The sequence below is a fragment of the Actinomadura sp. KC216 genome (genome assembly GCF_004348535.1).
Lineage (GTDB): Bacteria > Actinomycetota > Actinomycetes > Streptosporangiales > Streptosporangiaceae > Spirillospora.
The window spans coordinates 16340-35070 of record NZ_SMJX01000060.1 but is presented as its reverse complement, the minus strand read 5'-3'; the positions used below and the strand labels follow the sequence as shown (position 1 = coordinate 35070).

The window sequence follows — 18731 nt, the reverse complement described above, 5'->3', positions numbered from 1 at the left end:
CCCGGACGACGTGTCCTCGATGGCGAGCCCGCCCACGCCACCGACGCACATGAACACCAGCCCGAACACGACATGGTGAATGTGCTGCCCGCCCGGCGTGACGTTCCCCGGCCACCACCGCACCTGCCGTCGAATCATCCGGACGCTGAACCGGATGAACAGGAATCCGACGATGAACGCCGCAAGAAAGCACGACAGCCGCAGACGCCCGGTGTCCGATATCTCCCGCGAGAACCACTCCGCCACACCGCAGACATTCCGCCACAGTTCCCAACCCACACCCAGCGGTCGGCTACCGACGCTTTGCCTTCACCACCGCTCCCGAGGCCCCCTCGCCACACATGCCCGCAGCCGGGCATGTCCCGGAACGGCTAGTTCGGGTCCGTCTTGAGGGCCTTCCGGAGTTTGTCTAGTTCGGCGTGCCATTCTTGGAGGCCGTCGCCGGCTTCGGCCCAGAGGTCCTGCGATTCGGAATTCGGGCCCGCCACCCGGTCGAGGGCGGCCAGCGCCAGGGTTCGGAGGTCGTCGGGCAGGTCCGGCACAGGCTGTTCCGGGCCGTAGATGGGGTCCGCAGGTGGGCCGCCGGGGCATTGCGCCGCCACCAGGGCGGCTGCGGCGACGGCCGTGTCGCCCTCCGAACGGTCCAGGTAATCCGTCTCGCGGAGCACGGCTTCCAAGGCTTCTCGGACGGCGGCCGGACGCTCGTCCAAGGCCAGGTCATCGAGGTCGCCCGCGAAATCGGCGGCGGTGTCGTTGCCGAACGGGGTCGCGTCCCAGGTTCCCATCTCCACCTCCAAGGGTCCCCGCACTCTAGACAATTCCGGCAGCCGCCGAGAATGTTGCCGGTGTTGACGCGAAGGGAGCGGGGCCCGGTGGTACGAGTCCTGACCTGGAATGTGTGGTGGCGGTTCGGGCCTTGGGAAGCCCGCAGGGAGGCGATCGCGACGACGCTCGCGGAACTCGACTGCGACATCGTCGGGCTGCAGGAGGTCTGGGACGAGGGCGACGAGAACCTCGCCGGGTGGCTCGCCGACCGGCTCGGCATGCACTGGACGTGGGCGCCCTCCGACCGGCCCGGCCGCTGGCACGCCCGCCTCGACGGCTCGACGGCCGACGTCGGCGACGCCGTTCTCAGCCGATGGCCGATCATCGACCAGGACGTCCTGCGCCTGCCCACCGGGGACGGCCGCGACGACGGCCATCGGGCCCTGTTCGCGCTGGTGGACGCCCCCGTCCACCCGGTTCCGTTCTTCACCACGCACCTGAATTCGGAGCCGCACGGGTCTGCCGTGCGCTGCGCCCAGGTGACGGCCCTAGCGAGGTTCGTCGCGTCGCACCGAGACCGCAGCCCGTTCCCGCCCGTGGTCACCGGCGACTACAACGCCCATCCCGATTCCGACGAGATGCGCCTGTTCGGCGGGTACCGGACGGCGCCCGCCGTCCCCGGTCAGGTCCTGGTGGACGCATGGGAGTACGCCGACCCGGCCGCGCCCGCCGTGACCTGGGATCCGGTCAACCCCTACGCGGCGCAGACCCTCGAACCGCCGGGGCGCATCGACTACATCCATGTGGGGCTGCCGGGGCCGGGCGGGCTCGGGCACGTCCGGTCCGTGCGCCGCGTCGGTGACCGGCCCGTCGGCGGGGTGTGGCCCTCCGACCACGCGGCCGTCCTCGCCGAGCTTGCGGGGCCGTAGGGCCGCCCGCGGACCGTCGACGGCGGGCACCCGGCTGGACAAACGCGTAACATACAGGTTACATATTCCCATGGACGTCTTCGCCGCCGTGGCCGACCCGGTGCGCCGCCGCATCGTGGTGCTGCTCGGCGACGGGCCGCTGACGGCCGGTGCGCTGGCCGCCGCGTTCCCGGACATCAGCCGTCCGGCGGTCAGCCGCCATCTGCGGGTCCTGCGCGAGGCGGGGCTGGTCGCGGCCGACACCGTGGGGCGCGAGCGGTACTACCGGGCCGAGCACGGCGCGCTGCGGGAGATCGACCGGTGGCTGGCCACGGTCCGCAGGCAGGCCTGGGACCAGCGCCTGGACGCCCTGGGGACGGAGGTCCACCGCACGCGCCGGGAACGTCCGGCGGAACCGCACACGACCAGCGAGGAACCACCCACCGATTCGAGGAGGAACGCGGGATGAAACCGACACCCACCGGGCGGCTGCTCGCCACGGCGACCGGCACCGACCTGCATCTGACACGCCAGTACAAGGCCACGATCGAGGACGTCTGGGCGAGCATCACCGAGCCGGAGCGGACGGCCCGGTGGTTCGCGCACTGGAGCGGCGAGGGCAGGCCGGGCGCCACCGTCCGGCTCACGCTGGTGCACGAGGACGGGCAGCCCGAGAGCGACATGACGATCATCGCCTGCGAGCCGCCCCGGCGGCTCGAGGTCGAGACCGTCGACGAGTACGGGCGCTGGCATCTGGAGGCGCGCCTCGACGAGGCCGACGGCGTCACGACGCTGACCTTCCTGCACCACCTGGACCCCGGCACCGACGTGACCACGACCGGGCCGGGCTGGGAGTACTACCTCGACCGCCTTTCCGCCTCCAGGGAAGGAACGCCCGCGCCGGACTTCGACGACTATTACCCGGCTCAAGTGGAGTACTACAGGAGCCTTTCGGTCGGCTGATTCATGAGCGGACGAGAAATGGTGCGGGGCCTCCAGGAGCGGGCGGCCCGGGCTCTCCCGGCGGAGCATGTCCGAGACGTCGACGGATGGTGGCTGCGCCATGCCCCCCGCTGTTCCTGGTGGGTGGGAACCGTCCTTCCGCACGGCGCGGTCGCGCCGGGCGAATTGGTGCGCAGGGTCGTCCAGGCCGAGGATTTCTACACCGGGCGCGGCGCGGACGCGCGGTTCCAGATCACCCCGGGCGCGTGCCCGGACGGGCTCGACGCCGCACTGGAAAGGCGCGGCTACCGGCGGGAGGGCGCTGTTTCGTTGCAGGTGGCATCCGCCAGGCGTGTCCTGGGGCGGGCCCCTGGCTCACCACGGGTCCGGGTGGACGATCGTCCGACCCGCGCGTGGTTGGACGCCTGGCACGCCGTGCACGGCGGCGACCCCGACTCCGAGCGGAACATGCTCGCCCGGGTGAAGGGGCCGTCCGCCTTTGTCTGCGCGATGGTCGGGGACGATGTGGCCGCGGTCGGCCGCGCGGTCGCCGACACCGGATGGACGGGGGTGTTCAACATGGCCACCCTTCCCGAAGCGCGCGGAAAGGGCGCCGGACGGGCCGTCCTCGCCGCGCTGGCGGAGTGGGCCGAACGCCGGAAAGCCGGCCGCATGTACCTCCAGGTGGAGCGCGGCAATGGTCCGGCTCTCCGCCTTTACGAGCGCTCGGGATTCAGCGAGCTCAGCCCCTACAACTACCGGACCGCTACGGGGTCCGGCCGGTGATGGCGACCACGCGGTCGATCAGCGGGGCGTCGGCGGGGACCTCGACGGCGGGGCCCCACAGCGCCGGGACGGGTGCGTTCGGCACGAACGTCGCCACGTGATCGAAGCAGCGCCGCACCGCCTCCTCGGGCATGTCGGCGGGCCGGCCGGTGGCCTTGGCGAGGTCCCAGCCGTGCACCACGATCTCGGTCAGGGTGATCTTGCCCCACACGTCGTTCGCCAGTTCCAGGCCCCCGCCGACGTCGGTGCCGCCCTCCCAGGCGGCCGGGTCGTCCCAGGCCGCGCCGAGCGCCCGCAGGTGCTCGGCGACGACGTCCCGCCAGCCGGGCGCCAGGTTCGCCGCGCTCGGCTCGCGGTCGGCCGACTCGCTGTACTTCCTCAGGGCGAGCGCGGTGAACCCGTCCGCGACCACGTCGACATGATCGATCAGGTCGCCGACGCTGTAGTCGGCGCACGGGGTGGGGTCGGCCAGCCGGGCGTCGTCGACGCCCGCCAGGATCTCGATCATGCGGTGGCAGGCGGGCTTGAGGTCGATCATCGAATCTTCTCTCTCGTGGACGTCGGGCCCGGTGCTGCGGCCTCGGACATACCGACTGGCGTGGCGGCCGAAACTCATCGGGCGCGGCGGCCACGGGGTGATGTCTGAGATATGCAAAGGGTGGCGTCCGTCACGGGAAAGACGGGGGCAGTGAGCAGGGGGTTCACTCGCGGCAACACGTCGTGAGAGGAGCGTTCACATGCCGGAAACCCCTGGTTCGGAGTTCTGGAAGGACCTCAAGCCGATCGAGAACTCGTTCAAGCCGGACGCGCTGCCGGAGGTGTACCTGTCCAAGGTCGCCACCGACGACGACCGGTACTACGTGCCGTTCACCGAGACGGTCGGGTCCCGCCCGCTGTGGATCAACGTGAAGGACAACACCTGGTCCGACATCCTGCGGTCCAAGGAGGCCGGGCTCGTCAACCGGCACTACCACCCGCACGAGGTGTTCGCCTACACGATCTCCGGCAAGTGGGGCTACCTGGAGCGTCCCTGGACGGCCACCGCCGGCGACTTCGTCTACGAGGCGCCGGGCGAGGGCCACACCCTCGTCGCCTACGAGCACGAGGAGCCGATGAAGACGCTGTTCATCGTCAAGGGCCCGCTCATCTGGCTGGACGAGAACGGCGACACCGCGGGGTTCTTCGACGTCCACGACTACATCGACATGTGCCGCAAGCACTACGACAAGGTCGGCTTGGGCGCCGACTACGTCAACTCGCTGTTCCGCTGAGCCATGACGACCCTGCTCAAGCGAACCGCTCCCGTCGTCACGGCCGACCGGTACGAGAACCGGCTGCTGGTCATCCTGTTCCTGGCCTTCGGCTTCGTGTTCTTCGACCGGCAGGCCCTGGCGTTCCTCGCCCCCTACATGGACGACGACTTCGGGCTGTCGAACTCGCAGCTCGGCGTCCTGTCCGGGGTCCTCGCGCTGACGTGGGCGCTGGCGGGGATGTTCGCCGGGAGCCTGTCGGACCGGCTGGGGCGGCGCAAGCCCATCCTGATCGCCGCCGTGCTGCTCTTCTCGCTGTTCTCGTCGGCGTCCGGGCTGATGACCGGGTTCGTCGGGCTGCTCGCGGCGCGCGCGCTGATGGGCACGGCGGAGGGCGCGGTGCTGCCGATGTCGCAGTCGCTGATGGTGGAGGCGTCCCGCGAGTCGCGGCGCGGGCTGAACATGGGGCTGCTGCAGGGGTCGTCGGCGGGGCTGCTGGGCGGGATCGTCGCCCCGGTCGTGGTGGTCTGGATGGCGGACAACTTCGGGTGGCGGACGGCGTTCTTCGTCACCATCGTCCCCGGGCTGATCATCGCCGGGCTGATCGCGAAGTTCGTCCTCGAACGGCCGCCGCTCGCCCGGCGGGAGGCCGCGGAACCGGTCAAGGCGCCGAAGGTGCCGGTCAAGGAGGTGCTGCGGCTGCGCAACGTCGTGATCTGCATGCTGATCGCGCCCTGCTACCTGACCTGGTTCGTCACGATGATCACGTTCACGCCCACGTACCTCACGGACGAGAAGGGCTGGGGTTCGGGGACGATGAGCGCCGTCATGACGTGCCTGGGCGTCGCGTGGGTGCTGTGGGGGTTCGCGACGCCGGGGATCTCCGACCGGATCGGGCGGCGCAAGGCGCTGGTCGGCTTCACCGCGCTCGCCGTGTTCTGCCCGATCGCCGTCGTGTACGTGGAGAGCCCGGTGCTGCTCGGCACCCTGATGATCCTCACCTACACGGGCCTCGGCTGCTTCACGCTGTTCATGGCGACGATCCCGGCCGAGACCGTGCCGCGCGCCGCGCTCGCCACCGCGCTCGGTGTGATCATGGGCGTGGGCGAGCTGGCGGGCGGGTTCCTCGGGCCGCTCGTCGCGGGCCGCGCGTCCGACATCTGGGGGCTGCAGGCGGCGATGTTCATCGCGGCCGGGGGTGCGGCGCTCGTCGTGGCGCTATCGTTCGGGCTCCGCGAGACGGCTCCCGCCGTCCTGCGGCGGAAGGGGGTCGAGGCGTGAGAGCGGCGATCTGGTACGGGGCGCGGGACGTCCGCGTCGAGAACGTGATGCCGGGTGCCCCTGGGCGCGGGGAGGTCGCGGTCACCGTCGCCTACTGCGGGATCTGCGGGAGCGACCTGCACGAATACGCGGACGGGCCGCACGCGATCCCGGTCGTCGAACCGCATCCGGAGTCGGGACGGGTCGCGCCGCTGACGCTCGGGCACGAGTTCAGCGGGACCGTCGCCGAGGTCGGTCCGGGCGTGACGGGGTTGCGTCCGGGCGACCGGGTCGCGGTCGAGCCGCACTACCGCTGCGGCGAGTGCGCCCGCTGCCTGGCGGGCGAGTACAACCTGTGCCGCCATTTCGGGTTCGCCGGGCTGATGGGCGACGGCGGGCTCGCCGAACGGGCCGTCCTGCCGTCCTACATGCTGCACCGGCTGCCGGACGGCGTCTCGCTGAAGCAGGCGGCCGTGTTCGAGCCCGCGGCGGTCGCGCTGCACGGGATCCGCCGGTCCGGGCTGCGGGACGGGGAGACGGTCGCGGTCGTCGGGCTCGGGCCCATCGGGCTCCTCGTGGTGCAGCTCGCCGTCCGGTACGGGGCGGGACGGGTGATCGCGTGCGACCCGTCGCCGAGCCGCCGCGCGCTGGCCTGCCGTCTCGGCGCCGCCGAGGCCGTGGACGCCGGGGAGCTGCCGCCGGGAACCGCCGACCTGGCGTTCGAGGCGGTCGGTGCTGAGCGGACGCTGCGCGACTGCCTGGAGGCGACCCGTCGCGGGGGCCGGGTCGTGCTCCTCGGCCTCGGCGGCGTCCTCGCCGTGGACGCGTTCGCGCTGGTCAACAACGAGCAGTCGATCATCGGGTCGGTCGGGTACCGGGACTGCCACCCCGAGCTGATCCGGCTGGCCGCCGAGGAGGGCATGGACTTCGGCGCCATCGTCACCTCGGTCGTCCCGCTGGACGACGTCGTCCACGGCGGGTTCGAGACGCTGATGAACACCATGGAGGAGATCAAGGTGCTGGTGCGGCCATGACCGGAGGGGTCGAGGGCTTCGAGCCGGGGCTCTTCAAGGGGCGGCGGGCGTTCGTGACCGGTGGCACGTCCGGGATCGGGGCCGCGACGGCCGTGCTGTTCGCCGAGCTCGGCGCCGAGGTGATCGCTCTCGGGCTGCGCCCGTCCGACGCGGGCGAGCTGCCGGACCATCCCGGCGTCCGCGTGGTGGAGCACGACGTGCTGGACGGCGGCGGCCTCACCGCGCTGATCGCGGACGCGGGCCCGCTGGACACCCTGGTGAACTGCGCCGGCGTCAGCCACGACCGCGACGAGTACGACATGGAACTCTGGCACCGCGTCCTGGAGATCAACCTGACCGCGACGATGGTGGCCTGCCAGGCCGCCCGCCCCGGTCTCTCGCGCGCCGCGGGCGCCGGCTCGATCGTCAACGTGTCGTCGATGTTCGCCTACTCCGGCAGCCGGGACCGGCCCGCCTACAGCGCCAGCAAGGGCGGGATCTCGCAGCTCACGCGGTCGCTGGCGGCCGAGTACGCCGCCGACGGCGTCCGGGTGAACGCGGTCGCGCCGGGGTTCGTCGTGACGCCGCTGGCCCGCGGGCTGATGGACGACCCGGCCGCGGCGGAGGCCGTCCGGGCCCGGATCCCGGTGGGGCGGTACGGGCGGCCCCGGGAGATCGCGTCCGTGGCGGCGTTCCTGTGCTCGCCCGCCGCGTCCTACATCACCGGCGCCATCCTTCCGGTGGACGGGGGCTACCTGGCGGTTTGACGCGATTCACCGCATAGGCTCCACCAGGAGGACCCGCCGACCCGGGGAGGAGCGCACCATGCCGGCACCAGCACAGATGATCTCCCAGGCCAGCACGGAGGACGTCGACCCGCGCGAGCGCATCGAGTTCTGGGAGGACTACAACCGCAGGGCGCTGGTCGGGCTGGCCTGCTCCTCCTACTCCGAGCGGGGGCTGCTGGCCCGGCAGGCCAACTTCCGGCTCGGCGACGTCCGGCTGGCCGACATCAGCGGCAACGCGCACGCCGTCGAGCGCACCCCGCAGGTGGCGAGGTCGACGCCGAAGGACTCGGTGTTCGCGACGCTGCTGGTCAAGGGCGACGCGGTGTTCCTGCACGAGAACGGCTGCCTCGCCGCCACCGCCGGGGACCTCGTCGTGTACGACACGCGCCGCCCCTACCTGTTCGGGTTCTCCTCGTCCATGCGGCAGTTCCTGGTCGACATCCCGCGCGACCGGTTCGTCGAGGAGTGCATGGCGGGCGGCGTCCAGGCGCCGATGCTGTTCGGGCGCGGGACGGCCCGCGAGGGCGAGCTGGTCGTGGCGCTGCGGTCCGTCCTGGAGAACCCGGGCGCGGCGGGGCCGGACGGCGCGCGCGGCACCGTCCTCGACCTGATCCGGCTGCTGGCCACCGAGCGCTCCGGCGGACGCGCCGCGCCCGCCGCCTACCAGACGCAGCTCATCGTCGCCGAGGAGTACATCGAGCGGCATCTGCACGACTCCTGCCTCACGCCGGGGCAGGTCGCCGGGGTGATGGGCGTGTCCGTGCGGCATCTGGGGCGGATCTTCGAGTCGGCGGGGACGACGCCGTCCCGGCACATCCTCGAACGCCGCCTCCAGCGCGCCCACGACGACCTGACCTCCCCCGGCGCCGCCGCGACGACCATCGCCGACATCGCCTACCGCTGGGGCTTTTCCAGCCAGGCCCATTTCGCCCGCCATTTCCGCGCCCGCTTCGGCCGCACCCCGACCGAGACCCGCGCCGCCGCCCGCTGACCCGCACGCGAAGGGCTTGCGTGCCGCCGCGCGGCGCTGAATGATGATCCCCCGCGCTGGACGACGAGAAAACTGGATAGGGCGAAATGCATATCGGCGACGGTGGAATCACGGTCAGTGTTGAACCCACGCCCGACGAGGCGGTACGTGCGCTCTTTCATGGCCTCAAGCAGGGGTTGACGCGCACCTACACGATGGTGGCGGGGGCGCTGATCGTCGCCGCGATCTACTGCTTCTCCAGCGGGCAGACAGGGGCCGGCATCGTCGTGCTGGTGCTGGCGGCAGCGTTCCCGATCGCCGGGGTCCGGTCGGCTCGGGTGAACCTCCGCAAGGTAGCCGCGCACATGTGCGTGCCCACGACACTACGTCTGACCGCCAACGGGTGCGAATGGCGAACCGACACGTTCACGACGACGATGGTGTGGTCCGCGTTCTCCAACATCGAGAACACCCAGAAATTCTGGGTGTGCTACATGAGCGGGTTTCCCGCGGAGTTCATTCTAAAGCGCGCGTACGACGCCGAACAGCTGGCGCAGATCGAGGGATTCCTCGCTCCCTACGAACAGGCCGAGACCCTCGATGAGCGGGGTCGGGTCAGCGGCGTCGAAAGTTCGGGGGGCGGTTCTCGAGAAAGGCCGTGATGCCCTCCTTCGCGTCCTCGGTTCCGGCCAGCTCGACCAGTTCCGACAGCAGGTGGGCGACCTGGTCCTCCAGCGGGCGGCCCTCGATCGCGAAGAACGCGTCGCGCCCGCGGCGCAGGCCGAGCGGGCTCCTGGACGCGATCACGCGGGCCAGCTCGTCCACGCGGGCGTCCAGGTCGGCGCGCGGCACGACCTCGGTGACCAGGCCGATCTCGCGTCCTTCGGCGGCGGTGATCCGGGCGCCGGTGTAGTACAGCTTGAACGCGTGCTTCGGCGCGACGTTCCGGTTGATGATCGCCATGATCATCATGGGCCAGAGGCCGACGTTGACCTCGGGGGTGGCGAGCTTCACGTCATCCGCCGCGATCACCAGGTCGCAGGCGGCGGCGAGGCCCAGGCCGCCCGCGACGGCGTGCCCGCCGAGCCGCGCGATGATCGGCTTGCCGAGCGTCGGGAACGCGGTGAACAGGCGGAACAGGGCGCTCTCGCGGATCTCGCCGGGGTCCAGGCCGTCGCGGTCGAGGCCGCCCAGGTCGGCCCCGGCGCAGAACGCCCGGTCGCCCGCGCCCGTCAGCACGATCACGCGCACGCCGTCGTCGGCCTTCGCCCGCTCGAACGCGTCGAGCAGCTCGCCGATCATCTGATCGTTGAGCGCGTTGCGCGCGTCAGGCCTGTTCAGCGTGATGCGCGCGATCCCGGCATCCACCGAGTAGAGCGTCGTCCCGTCCATCCCCAGCCCTTTCCCGGCCGTCGCGAACACGGAACCCGCCCCGCGCGGCCGCGGCCGGGCGGGACGGGGCGCCGCTCGCTAGAGCCGCTCGATGATCGTGGCGTTGGCCTGGCCGCCGCCCTCGCACATGGTCTGGAGGCCGTAGCGGCCGCCGGTGCGCTCCAGCTCGTGGAGCAGCTTGGTCATCAGCACGCCGCCGGTGGCGCCGAGCGGGTGGCCGAGCGCGATGGCGCCGCCGTTGGGGTTGGTCTTCTCCAGCGACGCGCCGGTGTCGTGCGCCCACGCCATCGGTACGGGCGCGAACGCCTCGTTGACCTCGAAGACGTCGATGTCGCCGATCTTCAGCTTGGCGCGGTCGAGGGCCTTCTCCGTCGCGGGGATGGGGCCGGTCAGCATGTAGACCGGGTCGGAGCCGCACACCGCGAGGGTGTGGATGCGGGCGCGCGGGGTGAGCCCGTGCCGCTTGACGGCCTCCTCGGAGGCGATCAGCAGGGCGGACGAGCCGACCGATATCTGCGAGGCCACGGCGGCGGTCATCCGGCCGCCCTCGCGGAGCACCTTCAGGCCCGCCATCTTCTCCAGGGTGGTGTCGGGTCGGGCGCCCTCGTCCTTCGTCACGCCGGCGATGGGCGCGATCTCCCGGTCGAAGTACCCGGCCTCGATGGCCTTGGCGGCGCGCTTGTGGCTCTCCAGCGCGTACCTCTCCAGGTCCTCGCGGCTGTAGCCCCACTTCTCGGCCATCATCTCGGCGCCGCGGAACTGGGATATCTCCTGCATGCCGTACCGCTCGACCCAGCCCTCGCCGTACGGGAACGGCATGCCCTTCTCCAGGGCCATGGCGACGGACGAGCCCATCGGGACGATCGCCATCTGCTCGACACCCGCCGCGACGACGAGGTCCTGGGTGCCGGACAGCACGCCCTGCGCGGCGAAGTGGATCGCCTGCTGCGACGACCCGCACTGCCGGTCGATGGTCACGCCGGGCACGGACTCCGGCAGCCCCGCCGACAGCCACGCCGTGCGGGCGATGTCGAGGGACTGCGGGCCGACCTGCATGACACAGCCCATGATCACGTCCTCGACCGCGGACGGGTCGACGCCGGTGCGGTTGACGAGTTCCTTGAGCACGTGGGCCCCGAGGTCGGCGGGGTGGACGTCCTTCAGGCCGCCCTTCTTGGTGCCGACGGGGGTACGGACCGCGCCGACGATGTACGCCTCGGCCACTGCGCCTCCAAATTCTGGGTTCCGTCCCGAAACCGAGCAAGATTCGGTTATTCGGTTACGAGGTTACATCGCCTGACGTCCGAAGCGATATGAGGCACGACACCCTACGGCCGCCCCCGGTTCAGGGCTTGGCTTCGGGACGCAGGAGGTTCCCGCCGTCCGCCTCGTCGCCGAGCGACGCCTCCGCGAGTTTGCGCAGCACGTCCGTCAGCTCGGGATGCTCCTCGGGCGACCATCCGTCCAGGTGGCGGGCCAGGCCCGCGCTGCGTGCGGCGAAGAGGCTCTCGGCGGCGGCCTCCCCGGACTCGGTGATGGCGAGCGTCCCGTTGACGCGCCGGACGTAGCCGGAGTCCACGAGCCGGTCGACGTAGGGGCGGCCGTGCTCGACGGTGACGCCCGCGCGTTCGGCGAGGTCCGTGCCGGTGACCGTGCCGTCCTTGGCGATCCGGCACAGCGCCCAGACGCTGCCCGCCGGAAGCGCGACACCCGAATGCGAACCCAGCCGTTCGTAGAGTTCTCGGGCCTTGACGTCCTTGCGCATGAGCTCGCTCAGCGCCCGCTCTATCTCATGCCTGGACGACCGTACGGTCGGCGCCGCACCGAACCCTTCGCCGTAGTCGCGCGTCTGCGAAGTGGCCCGCAGCGGAACCTCGCGCAAGAACCACGTCAGCAGGAACGCAACGGACGCCACAGGGACGGCCCACAGGAACACCGAATCGATCGACTGCGCGTAGGCGTGCAGGACGCCGTCCTTCACCTCGGCCGGATACCGGTCGAGCAGCCCCGGATTCCCCTGGACGGCCGCCGGGTCGAACCCCGGCGGCAGCGTCCGCGCCAGATCCTCGATATGGGTCGCGAGCCGGTTGCTGAACACCGAGCCGAACACCGCGACGCCGAACGACCCGCCGATCTGCCGGAAGAACGTCACCCCGGACGTCGCCGCCCCGAGATCCTCGTACGACACCGCGTTCTGGACGGCGATGACGAGCACCTGCAGCACCAGCCCCAGCCCGAAGCCGAGGAGCGCGAACCGCAGGCTCATCGTCAGCGTGGACGCGTCCTCGTCCAGCCGCGAGCAGAGGTACAGGGCCAGCGCGATGAGCGGCGTCCCGACCACCGGGAAGACCTTGTAGCGGCCGGTACGGGTGATCAGCTGGCCGGACCCGATCGAGGCGATCAGCATCCCGAGCATCATCGGCAGCAGGTGCACGCCGGACAGCGTCGGCGACACCCCGTGCACGACCTGGAGGAAGATCGGCAGGAACGTCAGCGCGCCGAACATCGCGAAGCCGACCGCGAAGCTGACCGCCGCGCCCAGCGAGAACACCGGGTTCGCCAGCAGCCGCGGCGGCATGATCGGCTCGGCGGCGCGCCGCTCCACCAGGAGCCACACCGCGATCAGCACGACCGACCCGGCGGCGAGCCCGATGATCGGCGCGGACAGCCAGTCGTAGGTCGTCCCGCCCCACGTCGTCATCAGGACGAGCCCGACCGCCCAGCCGACGATCAGCAGCGTCCCGAGGTAGTCGATGCGGTGCCGCTCCCGCTCGCCGGTCGCGTGCAGCACCGCCGCGATCACCAGGAGCGCGACGATCCCGACCGGCACGTTGATGTAGAACACCCAGCGCCACGACAGGTTGTCGACGAACCAGCCGCCGAGCAGCGGGCCGCACACGCTCGCCACGCCGAACACCGCGCCGAACAGGCCCTGGTAGCGGCCGCGCTCGCGGGGCGGCACCACGTCCCCGACGATCGCGACGGCGAGCACCATCAGCCCGCCGCCGCCGAGCCCCTGCAGGGCGCGGAAGACGATCAGCTCCGTCATGTCCCGCGCGATGCCGCACAGCGCCGACCCGATCAGGAAGATGACGATCGACGCCTGGAACAGCCGCTTGCGCCCGTACTGGTCGCCGAGCTTGCCCCACAGCGGCGTCGAGGCGGTGGCGGCGAGCAGGTACGCCGTCACGACCCACGACAGGTGGTTCAGCCCGCCGAGGTCGCTGACGATCGTCGGCAGCGCCGTCGACACGATCGTCTGGTCCAGCGCGGCGAGCAGCATGCCCAGCATGAGCGCGCCGAGGATGACGTAGAGGTCCCTGCCCTGGGGCATGGCCCGTTCGTCCGCCGCGCGCGCCGCCCCCGCCGTCATGCCGCTCCTGCCGTCATGCCGCGAACCTCCCGGGATGGACGCGGACGGGTGTACCCACGAGCCCGAGAAGATCACCTGGCGGGAGGCGGGCGCGGGGCGGCGCCGGGGCGGCGTCAGCCCATGAGGTCGCGGGCGACCTTCGCGGCGCCGAGTCCCGCGCAGCCGCCCGCGATGCCCACGGTGGCCGCGGTCACCCACAGCGGGAGGCCGGGACGCGTCTTGGCGGCGCTCAGCGTGTCCAGGACGTCGATGCCGAAGCCGAGCCGCGTCCACAGGCGGCGACCCGACTCGTCGCCGCTCAGCAGGTAGCCGGCGCCCAGCGCGACCTCGCGGGCGCCGAACGCCCGGACCAGGTAGTCGCGGCCCGCGTCGTCACCGGATCCCATCTGCATGAGCCGCACGGTCAGCTTCGGGGCGGTCAGGGCCGCGAGACCGAAGGCGATCCGGCCGCGCGCCAGGTTCTTCATGGCGCCGTCGAGCCGGTCCCTGCCCTCGGTTTTGCCCCGGTCGTCTATTTCCATCGCATCTGCCACAAGGGGAGGCTATCTGTGCGGTGCCGCGTTGCCGAGACCCGGGTAACCCCCGCCTTACACGTCTATCGTTTCAAGGAGGCGGCACCCCTCGGCACTCCCCCGGGCGCTCCCCCGGCGCCCCCGGACAGAAGGTGACCATGGAAGGCATCCTCGCGCTCGTCGTCGTGTCACTCCTCGCCACGTTCTGCGTGCGATGGGTCGCGGTGCGGCTCCGCCTGCCCATGCCCACCAGGGTCGCGGTGCTCACCGTGTTCGTCCTGGTGGTGCTGACGATGTACGGCAATTACCTGCGCACTTGAGTGCACGTTCAACGAATTGGTGCCCGGTCGCCCGAACCAACCACCCCGACAGCGAGTCATAACTGGCGAAACCGGCTTCACGCCCGTTCGCCGTCCCTGCCCGGACGAGAGCGGTACCCCGTCCGATGAGCCGGTCCGAAACAAGGGAGTGCACCAGTGCCGCTGCCGCATCCCGCGACCGCTATCCAGGGGACCGGCGGCGCGATCGCCCCGCATCTGCGGCGGCTGCTGGAGTTCGTCGAGCCCGACCAGAACGACATCTGCCTGGACGTGGCGCGCGGCCACGGCCCGATGCCCGCCGCGCTCGGCCCGCAGGTGCGCCACCTGACCGCCGTGGACGCGATGCCCGCGCCCGCCGACCCCGCGCCGGGTACGTCGCGGCGGATGGCGACGGTCGAGTTCGGCACTGGACCGGTCCGCATCACCGACGGCGACTCACCGCCGCCCGCCACCCGCGCCGCGGCCACCACCCGCGAGGACCTGCGGCCCCGCACGATCGACCCCGACCGTCCGACGATCAAGGCGGATGCCACCGCGCTGCCGTACAGGGACAACACGTTCTCCCTGGTCACGGCCCGGTTCTCGCTCTACAACCTGGGCGATCCCGATCATGTGCTGCGGGAGCTGCTGCGGGTGTGCCGCCCCGGCGGCCGGGTGGTCATCGCCGATCTGGTCCGCGGGAACCTCGCCGGGCCCGACCGGGACCGCATCGAGCGGCTCCGCGACCCGGACCATCCCGGCACCCCGTCCATCGCCCGGCTCACCGAGATGATCACTTCGGCGGGCGGGAGCATCCGCCGCCTGGACGTCTTCACCGTGGAGCGCCCGGTCGAGCCGTGGCTCGCGGGGGCGTGCGACGACGCGACCGCCGACCGGATCCGCACGGCCCTCGTCGACGAGGTGGACGGCGGCCCGAAGACCGGCGCGAAACCCCGCATCATCGGCGGCGAGCTGTGGTTCACCCAGTCGTGGGCGCACGTCGCCGCCGAACCGATCCCCTGACCCGTCAAGGCACCAGGACGGCGGCGCCGGTGAAGCGGTCGGCGGCCAGGTCGGCGAGGGCGCGGTCGGCGTCGTCCAGCGCGTATTCGCGGGTCGTGACGGCGACGTCCAGGCGGGCGGCCAGCGTCAGGAACTCCTCGCCGTCCGCGCGGGTGTTCGCCGTCACCGACCGGACCTGGCGCTCCTGGAACAGGTGCCGCTGGTAGTCCAGGGACGGGACGTCGCTCAGATGGATGCCCGCGATGGCGCACGTCCCGCCGCGGTCGAGGCGTTCCAGCGCGGCCGGGACCAGCTCCCCGGCGGGCGCGAAGATGATCGCCGAGTCGAGCGGGGCGGGCGCGGCGTCGAACGAGTCGCCCGCCCAGGACGCGCCGAGCTCGCGGGCCAGCTCGCGGGCGGCCGGGCTGCGGGTGAAGACGTGCACGTCGGCGCCCTCCGCGATGGCGATCTGCGCGGCCAGATGCGCGGACCCGCCGAACCCCCAGATGCCGAGCCGCCCGCCCGGCGGGACGCCGGCGCGGCGCAGCGCCCGGTAGCCGATGATGCCCGCGCACAGCAGCGGCGCGGCGCGGACGTCGTCCAGCTCGGGTGGCAGCGCGTAGGCGTAGGCGTCGACGGCCAGAGCGTAGTCGGCGTATCCGCCGTGCGCGTCCCAGCCGGTGTAGACCGACGACGGGCACAGGTTCTCGGCGCCGCGGCGGCAGAACCGGCAGGCGCCGCACGTCCCGCGCAGCCAGGCCACGCCGACGCGGTCTCCCACCGCGTGCAGCGCACCGGCGCCCGCCGCGACGACCTCTCCGACGATCTCGTGGCCCGGTGTCACGCCGGACAGGTGGACGGGCAGATCGCCTTCGGCGACGTGCAGGTCCGTCCGGCAGACGCCGCAGGCCAGGACCCGCACCAGCAGCTCGCCCGGGCCGGGGGACGGCACGTCGCGGTCGGTGCGCCGCAGGGGACGCGCCGCGATCGGGGCAGGGCTCTCGACCGCCCAGGCGCGCATGAGGTCAGGGGGTCAGCGGGAGCTCGAACCAGACGGCCTTGCCGTCGGACGTCGGCCGGGCGCCCCAGCGGGTCGCGAGCTGGTCGACCAGGTAGAGGCCGCGGCCGCCCTCGTCGGTCTCACCGGCGCTGCGGATGCGCGGCAGCCGCATGTCGGAGTCGAACACCTCGACCCAGATCGCGTCGGCGCCGCGGCGCAGCCGGAGCCGGAACTCCTTGGTCGGCGGTTCGCGGCGGCCGAGGTCGGCGCCGAGGTTCCAGTCGTCCTCGTCGAACGCCCCGCCGTCGAACGAGTTCCCGTCGTACGGGCCGGTCTCGAACGGGTCGCCGTCGAGCGTGCCCGTGCCGAAGTCGGTGTTGAACTGGACGGCCGGCGGCGCGCCGAGCGGCTCCCCGCCGCGCCCCGGCTGCCCGGCCGGAACCGGGACGACCATCTCGCGGCGCGGCGCCGGGGTGGCGGTGGCGTGCAGGACGACGTTCGTCACGACCTCGGACACGAGAAGGCAGGCGAGCTCGGACTGCTCGTCCAGCATCCCCCAGGACGCGAACGCGTCGGCGGCCATCCGGCGGGCCTCCGACACCATGATCGGCTCGGCGGTGAAGGTGCGCTCCTCCACGGCCAGCTCGTCGCCCGCGGTGCGGATCACGACGATCGCGACGTCGTCGTCGATGTCGCCGGGGACGGCCTCGTAGGCGGCGTTCGCGATCGTCTCGACGCCGCTCCGCGCCACCTTCGCGACCGCCGCGCGGACCCGCTCCCGCGACTCCTCGCGGGTGTAGTAGTCGCCGTCGTCCTTGGGCCTGCGGTCGATGAGCCCGTCGGTGTAGAGGACGAGCGTGGAGCCGGGCTTCAGCTCCGTCGTCTCCTCGTTGAACAGGATCTCGCCGCCCATGCCGGGGGCGCGGAGGCCGAGCATGCCGCCCTGGCTCTCGAACGGCAGCTCGCCGACCTCGCCGTCCACGATCAGCATCGGCGGGTCGTGCCCGGCGTTGGCGAACTCCAGCACCCGCGACCACGCGTCGTACACGAAGTAGGTGCAGGACACGAGCGGCGGGCGGACGAGGTCGTCGCTGTTCCAGCCGGACCGCATCCGCTCGGGCCGCGTCATCGTGCGGACCCACTCGTCGAGCTTGCGGAGGATGTCGGCGGGCGGCTTGTCGTCCTGCGCGAAGGCGCGCAGCGCGGCGCGGAGCTGGCCCATCACGGCGGCGGCGCGGGCGCCGCGGCCTTCGACGTCGCCGATGACGAGGCCGACCCGGCCCGCCGACAGCGGGATCACGTCGTACCAGTCGCCGCCGACCTGGGTCTGTATGCCGTGCCCGTGCGCTTCGAGCGGGCGGGCGGGCTCGTACCGCCAGGCGATCTGGAGCCCGTCGAGCCGGGGCGGCCGGTCGCCGGGGAGCAGGTGCTTCTGGAACGCGAGCGCGGTGTCGCGCTCCTCCTCGAACAGCAGCGCGTTGTCGACGGCGAGCGCGACGCGGCTGGCGATGGCGCCGAGGAGGTCGCGGTCGAAGCCGTCGTAGTGCGGGTCGGGCCGCTTGGACAGGTTCGACAGCGCGAGGCTCATCACGCCGAGCAGTTCGCCGCGCACCAGCAGCGGCGCGGAGATCACGGAGGTGATGCCCATGGCGTCGCCGAGCCGCTGGGACGACTCGTTCGGCGCGGAGAACCGGTGCTGGAGCATGTCCTCGACGAGGACGGCGTCGCGGCGGCTCATCGCCTTCTCGCTGAAGTGCCCCGGCGGGTAGTGGACCGGATCGCCGACCTCCGCCCACGTGCCGGGCGGCGGCTCCCAGTTGCCCGCGTGCCGGGACACGCGCCGGTAGAGCCGGTCGCCGCTGTAGAGGTCGATGAAGCAGTGGTCGGCGAACTGCGGGACGAGCGTGTCGGCGACGCGGCGGAGCGTGCTCTCCAGCTCAAGGGACCCGGCGAGCCGCTCCCCGATCCGCTCCATCAGGCCGTAGCGGTCCTGCTCGCGCTGGTTGGAGCGCAGCGCCTCGCGCGCGAAGATCACGACACCGTCGACGGCGCCGGACGGGTGGCGCAGCGGCACGGCGTGCGCGCGCGTGTAGACGGTGGTGCCGTCGATGCGCAGGTTGCAGAACGTGCCCTCCCACACGCCGCCCTTGAGGACGTGCTTGGCCAGCTCTGTCGCCTGCTCGTGGTCTTCTTCGGCGATGCCCAGGGAGAGGATGGAGTGGCCGATGATCTCGTCGCCGCCGAACCCGAACAGCTGGCGCGCGAACGCGTTGCCGTAGATGACGTTGCTGAAGCGGTCGCAGACGATGACCGCCATCTCCATCTGGTTGAGGACGGTCTCGGGTGGCAGATGCGCCTCGTCAGGCGCTTCCCCCCAGTGGTTCATCTCCCCATCCCGATACCAGTAGCGAGCCCGCCGGTGATCGCATTCTCCCGGCACGGCCACCCGCCGCCCGGACCGGTGCCCACCG

The 18731-nt window shown here is 71.9% G+C and carries 20 protein-coding genes and 1 pseudogene; 12 read left to right on the top strand and 9 right to left on the bottom strand.

The genetic code is table 11. The annotated features are described in order from the left end of the window. Window positions 1-246: pseudogene (locus E1264_RS13430) on the bottom strand (hypothetical protein); the annotation flags it as partial. Window positions 247-371: 125 nt separating this feature from the next. Then, the gene (locus E1264_RS13425) at window positions 372-785 is read right to left on the bottom strand and encodes a DUF4259 domain-containing protein (RefSeq protein ID WP_132173183.1); all 414 of its coding nucleotides are present in this window, start codon (window positions 783-785) and stop codon (window positions 372-374) included. 60 nt (window positions 786-845) lie between these two features. On the opposite strand from E1264_RS13425, the gene E1264_RS13420 reads away from it, so the two are divergent. The 4 genes from E1264_RS13420 (at window position 846) to E1264_RS13405 (ending at window position 3401) form a co-directional block, all read left to right on the top strand. Beyond that, window positions 846-1694, top strand: coding sequence for an endonuclease/exonuclease/phosphatase family protein (locus tag E1264_RS13420; protein ID WP_243710912.1), 849 nt, complete (start codon window positions 846-848; stop codon window positions 1692-1694). A 70-nt stretch (window positions 1695-1764) separates the two neighbouring features. Next, window positions 1765-2142: a metalloregulator ArsR/SmtB family transcription factor gene (locus E1264_RS13415; protein ID WP_132173179.1), complete on the top strand. Its 378-nt coding sequence runs from the start codon at window positions 1765-1767 to the stop codon at window positions 2140-2142. Beyond that, window positions 2139-2636 (top strand): SRPBCC family protein, encoded by a 498-nt coding sequence (locus E1264_RS13410; RefSeq protein ID WP_132173177.1) that lies wholly within the window; start codon window positions 2139-2141, stop codon window positions 2634-2636. The genes E1264_RS13415 and E1264_RS13410 overlap by 4 nt, the downstream gene beginning before the upstream one ends. 3 nt (window positions 2637-2639) lie before the next feature. Next, on the top strand, window positions 2640-3401 hold the full coding sequence (locus E1264_RS13405) for a GNAT family N-acetyltransferase (protein WP_132173175.1): 762 nt from the start codon (window positions 2640-2642) through the stop codon (window positions 3399-3401). Here the strand turns inward: E1264_RS13405 and E1264_RS13400 are convergent. Beyond that, the gene (locus tag E1264_RS13400) at window positions 3382-3939 is read right to left on the bottom strand and encodes a TIGR03086 family metal-binding protein (RefSeq protein ID WP_132173173.1); all 558 of its coding nucleotides are present in this window, start codon (window positions 3937-3939) and stop codon (window positions 3382-3384) included. The two genes, E1264_RS13405 and E1264_RS13400, sit on opposite strands and share 20 nt — an antisense overlap. Window positions 3940-4138: 199 nt before the next feature. Here E1264_RS13400 and E1264_RS13395 point away from each other — a divergent pair, with 199 nt between their 5' ends. From E1264_RS13395 to E1264_RS13370, 6 genes are all read left to right on the top strand, one after another. Continuing rightward, window positions 4139-4672, top strand: coding sequence for a 2,4'-dihydroxyacetophenone dioxygenase family protein (locus E1264_RS13395; protein ID WP_132173171.1), 534 nt, complete (start codon window positions 4139-4141; stop codon window positions 4670-4672). A gap of 3 nt (window positions 4673-4675) precedes the next feature. Continuing rightward, the gene (locus tag E1264_RS13390) at window positions 4676-5932 is read left to right on the top strand and encodes an MFS transporter (protein WP_132173169.1); all 1257 of its coding nucleotides are present in this window, start codon (window positions 4676-4678) and stop codon (window positions 5930-5932) included. Then, window positions 5929-6945 (top strand): 2,3-butanediol dehydrogenase, encoded by a 1017-nt coding sequence (locus tag E1264_RS13385; RefSeq protein WP_132173167.1) that lies wholly within the window; start codon window positions 5929-5931, stop codon window positions 6943-6945. The genes E1264_RS13390 and E1264_RS13385 overlap by 4 nt, the downstream gene beginning before the upstream one ends. Then, window positions 6942-7691 carry an SDR family NAD(P)-dependent oxidoreductase gene (locus E1264_RS13380; protein WP_132173165.1) on the top strand — a complete coding sequence of 250 codons (750 nt, stop codon included), beginning with the start codon at window positions 6942-6944 and terminating at the stop codon, window positions 7689-7691. The genes E1264_RS13385 and E1264_RS13380 overlap by 4 nt, the downstream gene beginning before the upstream one ends. Window positions 7692-7749: 58 nt before the next feature. Further along, entirely contained in the window at window positions 7750-8703 is a 954-nt protein-coding gene (locus E1264_RS13375) for a helix-turn-helix domain-containing protein (protein ID WP_132173163.1), read from the top strand. Window positions 8704-8789: 86 nt separating this feature from the next. Then, on the top strand, window positions 8790-9344 hold the full coding sequence (locus E1264_RS13370) for a YcxB family protein (protein ID WP_132173161.1): 555 nt from the start codon (window positions 8790-8792) through the stop codon (window positions 9342-9344). Here the strand turns inward: E1264_RS13370 and E1264_RS13365 are convergent. The 4 genes from E1264_RS13365 to E1264_RS13350 all read right to left on the bottom strand — a co-directional run bounded on the left by E1264_RS13365 (window position 9298) and on the right by E1264_RS13350 (window position 13980). Beyond that, a complete protein-coding gene (locus E1264_RS13365; protein WP_132173159.1) occupies window positions 9298-10074 on the bottom strand; it encodes an enoyl-CoA hydratase-related protein in 777 nt (258 codons plus the stop codon). The two genes, E1264_RS13370 and E1264_RS13365, sit on opposite strands and share 47 nt — an antisense overlap. 78 nt (window positions 10075-10152) lie before the next feature. Then, a complete protein-coding gene (locus E1264_RS13360; RefSeq protein ID WP_132173157.1) occupies window positions 10153-11298 on the bottom strand; it encodes an acetyl-CoA C-acetyltransferase in 1146 nt (381 codons plus the stop codon). A gap of 121 nt (window positions 11299-11419) precedes the next feature. Beyond that, complete coding sequence (locus tag E1264_RS13355; RefSeq protein ID WP_132173155.1) at window positions 11420-13447, bottom strand: MDR family MFS transporter; 2028 nt, start codon at window positions 13445-13447, stop codon at window positions 11420-11422. A 113-nt stretch (window positions 13448-13560) separates the two neighbouring features. Next, window positions 13561-13980, bottom strand: coding sequence for a hypothetical protein (locus E1264_RS13350; protein ID WP_240808449.1), 420 nt, complete (start codon window positions 13978-13980; stop codon window positions 13561-13563). Between the two features lie 137 nt (window positions 13981-14117). Between E1264_RS13350 and E1264_RS43340 the strand changes: the two genes are divergently transcribed. Together E1264_RS43340 and E1264_RS13345 are read left to right on the top strand one after the other, a co-directional pair. After that, window positions 14118-14279 (top strand): hypothetical protein, encoded by a 162-nt coding sequence (locus E1264_RS43340; RefSeq protein WP_165964158.1) that lies wholly within the window; start codon window positions 14118-14120, stop codon window positions 14277-14279. Window positions 14280-14435: 156 nt separating this feature from the next. Continuing rightward, on the top strand, window positions 14436-15281 hold the full coding sequence (locus E1264_RS13345) for a methyltransferase domain-containing protein (RefSeq protein ID WP_243710911.1): 846 nt from the start codon (window positions 14436-14438) through the stop codon (window positions 15279-15281). Between the two features lie 4 nt (window positions 15282-15285). On the opposite strand, the gene E1264_RS13340 is transcribed toward E1264_RS13345, so the two are convergent. Both E1264_RS13340 and E1264_RS13335 read right to left on the bottom strand, forming a co-directional pair. Then, window positions 15286-16281 (bottom strand): zinc-dependent alcohol dehydrogenase family protein, encoded by a 996-nt coding sequence (locus E1264_RS13340; protein WP_132173153.1) that lies wholly within the window; start codon window positions 16279-16281, stop codon window positions 15286-15288. A 4-nt stretch (window positions 16282-16285) separates the two neighbouring features. Next, window positions 16286-18646 (bottom strand): SpoIIE family protein phosphatase, encoded by a 2361-nt coding sequence (locus tag E1264_RS13335; protein WP_132173151.1) that lies wholly within the window; start codon window positions 18644-18646, stop codon window positions 16286-16288. Window positions 18647-18731 lie beyond the last annotated feature (85 nt).

Excerpts from the sequence above, each read along its gene's own strand:
- E1264_RS13425 (WP_132173183.1), bottom strand. The coding sequence starts at position 785 with ATGGGAACCTGGGACGCGACCCCGTTCGGCAACGACACCGCCGCCGAT.
- E1264_RS13415 (WP_132173179.1), top strand. The coding sequence starts at position 1,765 with ATGGACGTCTTCGCCGCCGTGGCCGACCCGGTGCGCCGCCGCATCGTG.
- E1264_RS13410 (WP_132173177.1), top strand. The coding sequence starts at position 2,139 with ATGAAACCGACACCCACCGGGCGGCTGCTCGCCACGGCGACCGGCACC.
- E1264_RS13405 (WP_132173175.1), top strand. The coding sequence starts at position 2,640 with ATGAGCGGACGAGAAATGGTGCGGGGCCTCCAGGAGCGGGCGGCCCGG.
- E1264_RS13400 (WP_132173173.1), bottom strand. The coding sequence starts at position 3,939 with ATGATCGACCTCAAGCCCGCCTGCCACCGCATGATCGAGATCCTGGCG.
- E1264_RS13395 (WP_132173171.1), top strand. The coding sequence starts at position 4,139 with ATGCCGGAAACCCCTGGTTCGGAGTTCTGGAAGGACCTCAAGCCGATC.
- E1264_RS13390 (WP_132173169.1), top strand. The coding sequence starts at position 4,676 with ATGACGACCCTGCTCAAGCGAACCGCTCCCGTCGTCACGGCCGACCGG.
- E1264_RS13380 (WP_132173165.1), top strand. The coding sequence starts at position 6,942 with ATGACCGGAGGGGTCGAGGGCTTCGAGCCGGGGCTCTTCAAGGGGCGG.
- E1264_RS13375 (WP_132173163.1), top strand. The coding sequence starts at position 7,750 with ATGCCGGCACCAGCACAGATGATCTCCCAGGCCAGCACGGAGGACGTC.
- E1264_RS13370 (WP_132173161.1), top strand. The coding sequence starts at position 8,790 with ATGCATATCGGCGACGGTGGAATCACGGTCAGTGTTGAACCCACGCCC.
- E1264_RS13365 (WP_132173159.1), bottom strand. The coding sequence starts at position 10,074 with ATGGACGGGACGACGCTCTACTCGGTGGATGCCGGGATCGCGCGCATC.
- E1264_RS13355 (WP_132173155.1), bottom strand. The coding sequence starts at position 13,447 with ATGACGGCGGGGGCGGCGCGCGCGGCGGACGAACGGGCCATGCCCCAG.
- E1264_RS43340 (WP_165964158.1), top strand. The coding sequence starts at position 14,118 with ATGGAAGGCATCCTCGCGCTCGTCGTCGTGTCACTCCTCGCCACGTTC.
- E1264_RS13340 (WP_132173153.1), bottom strand. The coding sequence starts at position 16,281 with ATGCGCGCCTGGGCGGTCGAGAGCCCTGCCCCGATCGCGGCGCGTCCC.
- E1264_RS13335 (WP_132173151.1), bottom strand. The coding sequence starts at position 18,646 with ATGAACCACTGGGGGGAAGCGCCTGACGAGGCGCATCTGCCACCCGAG.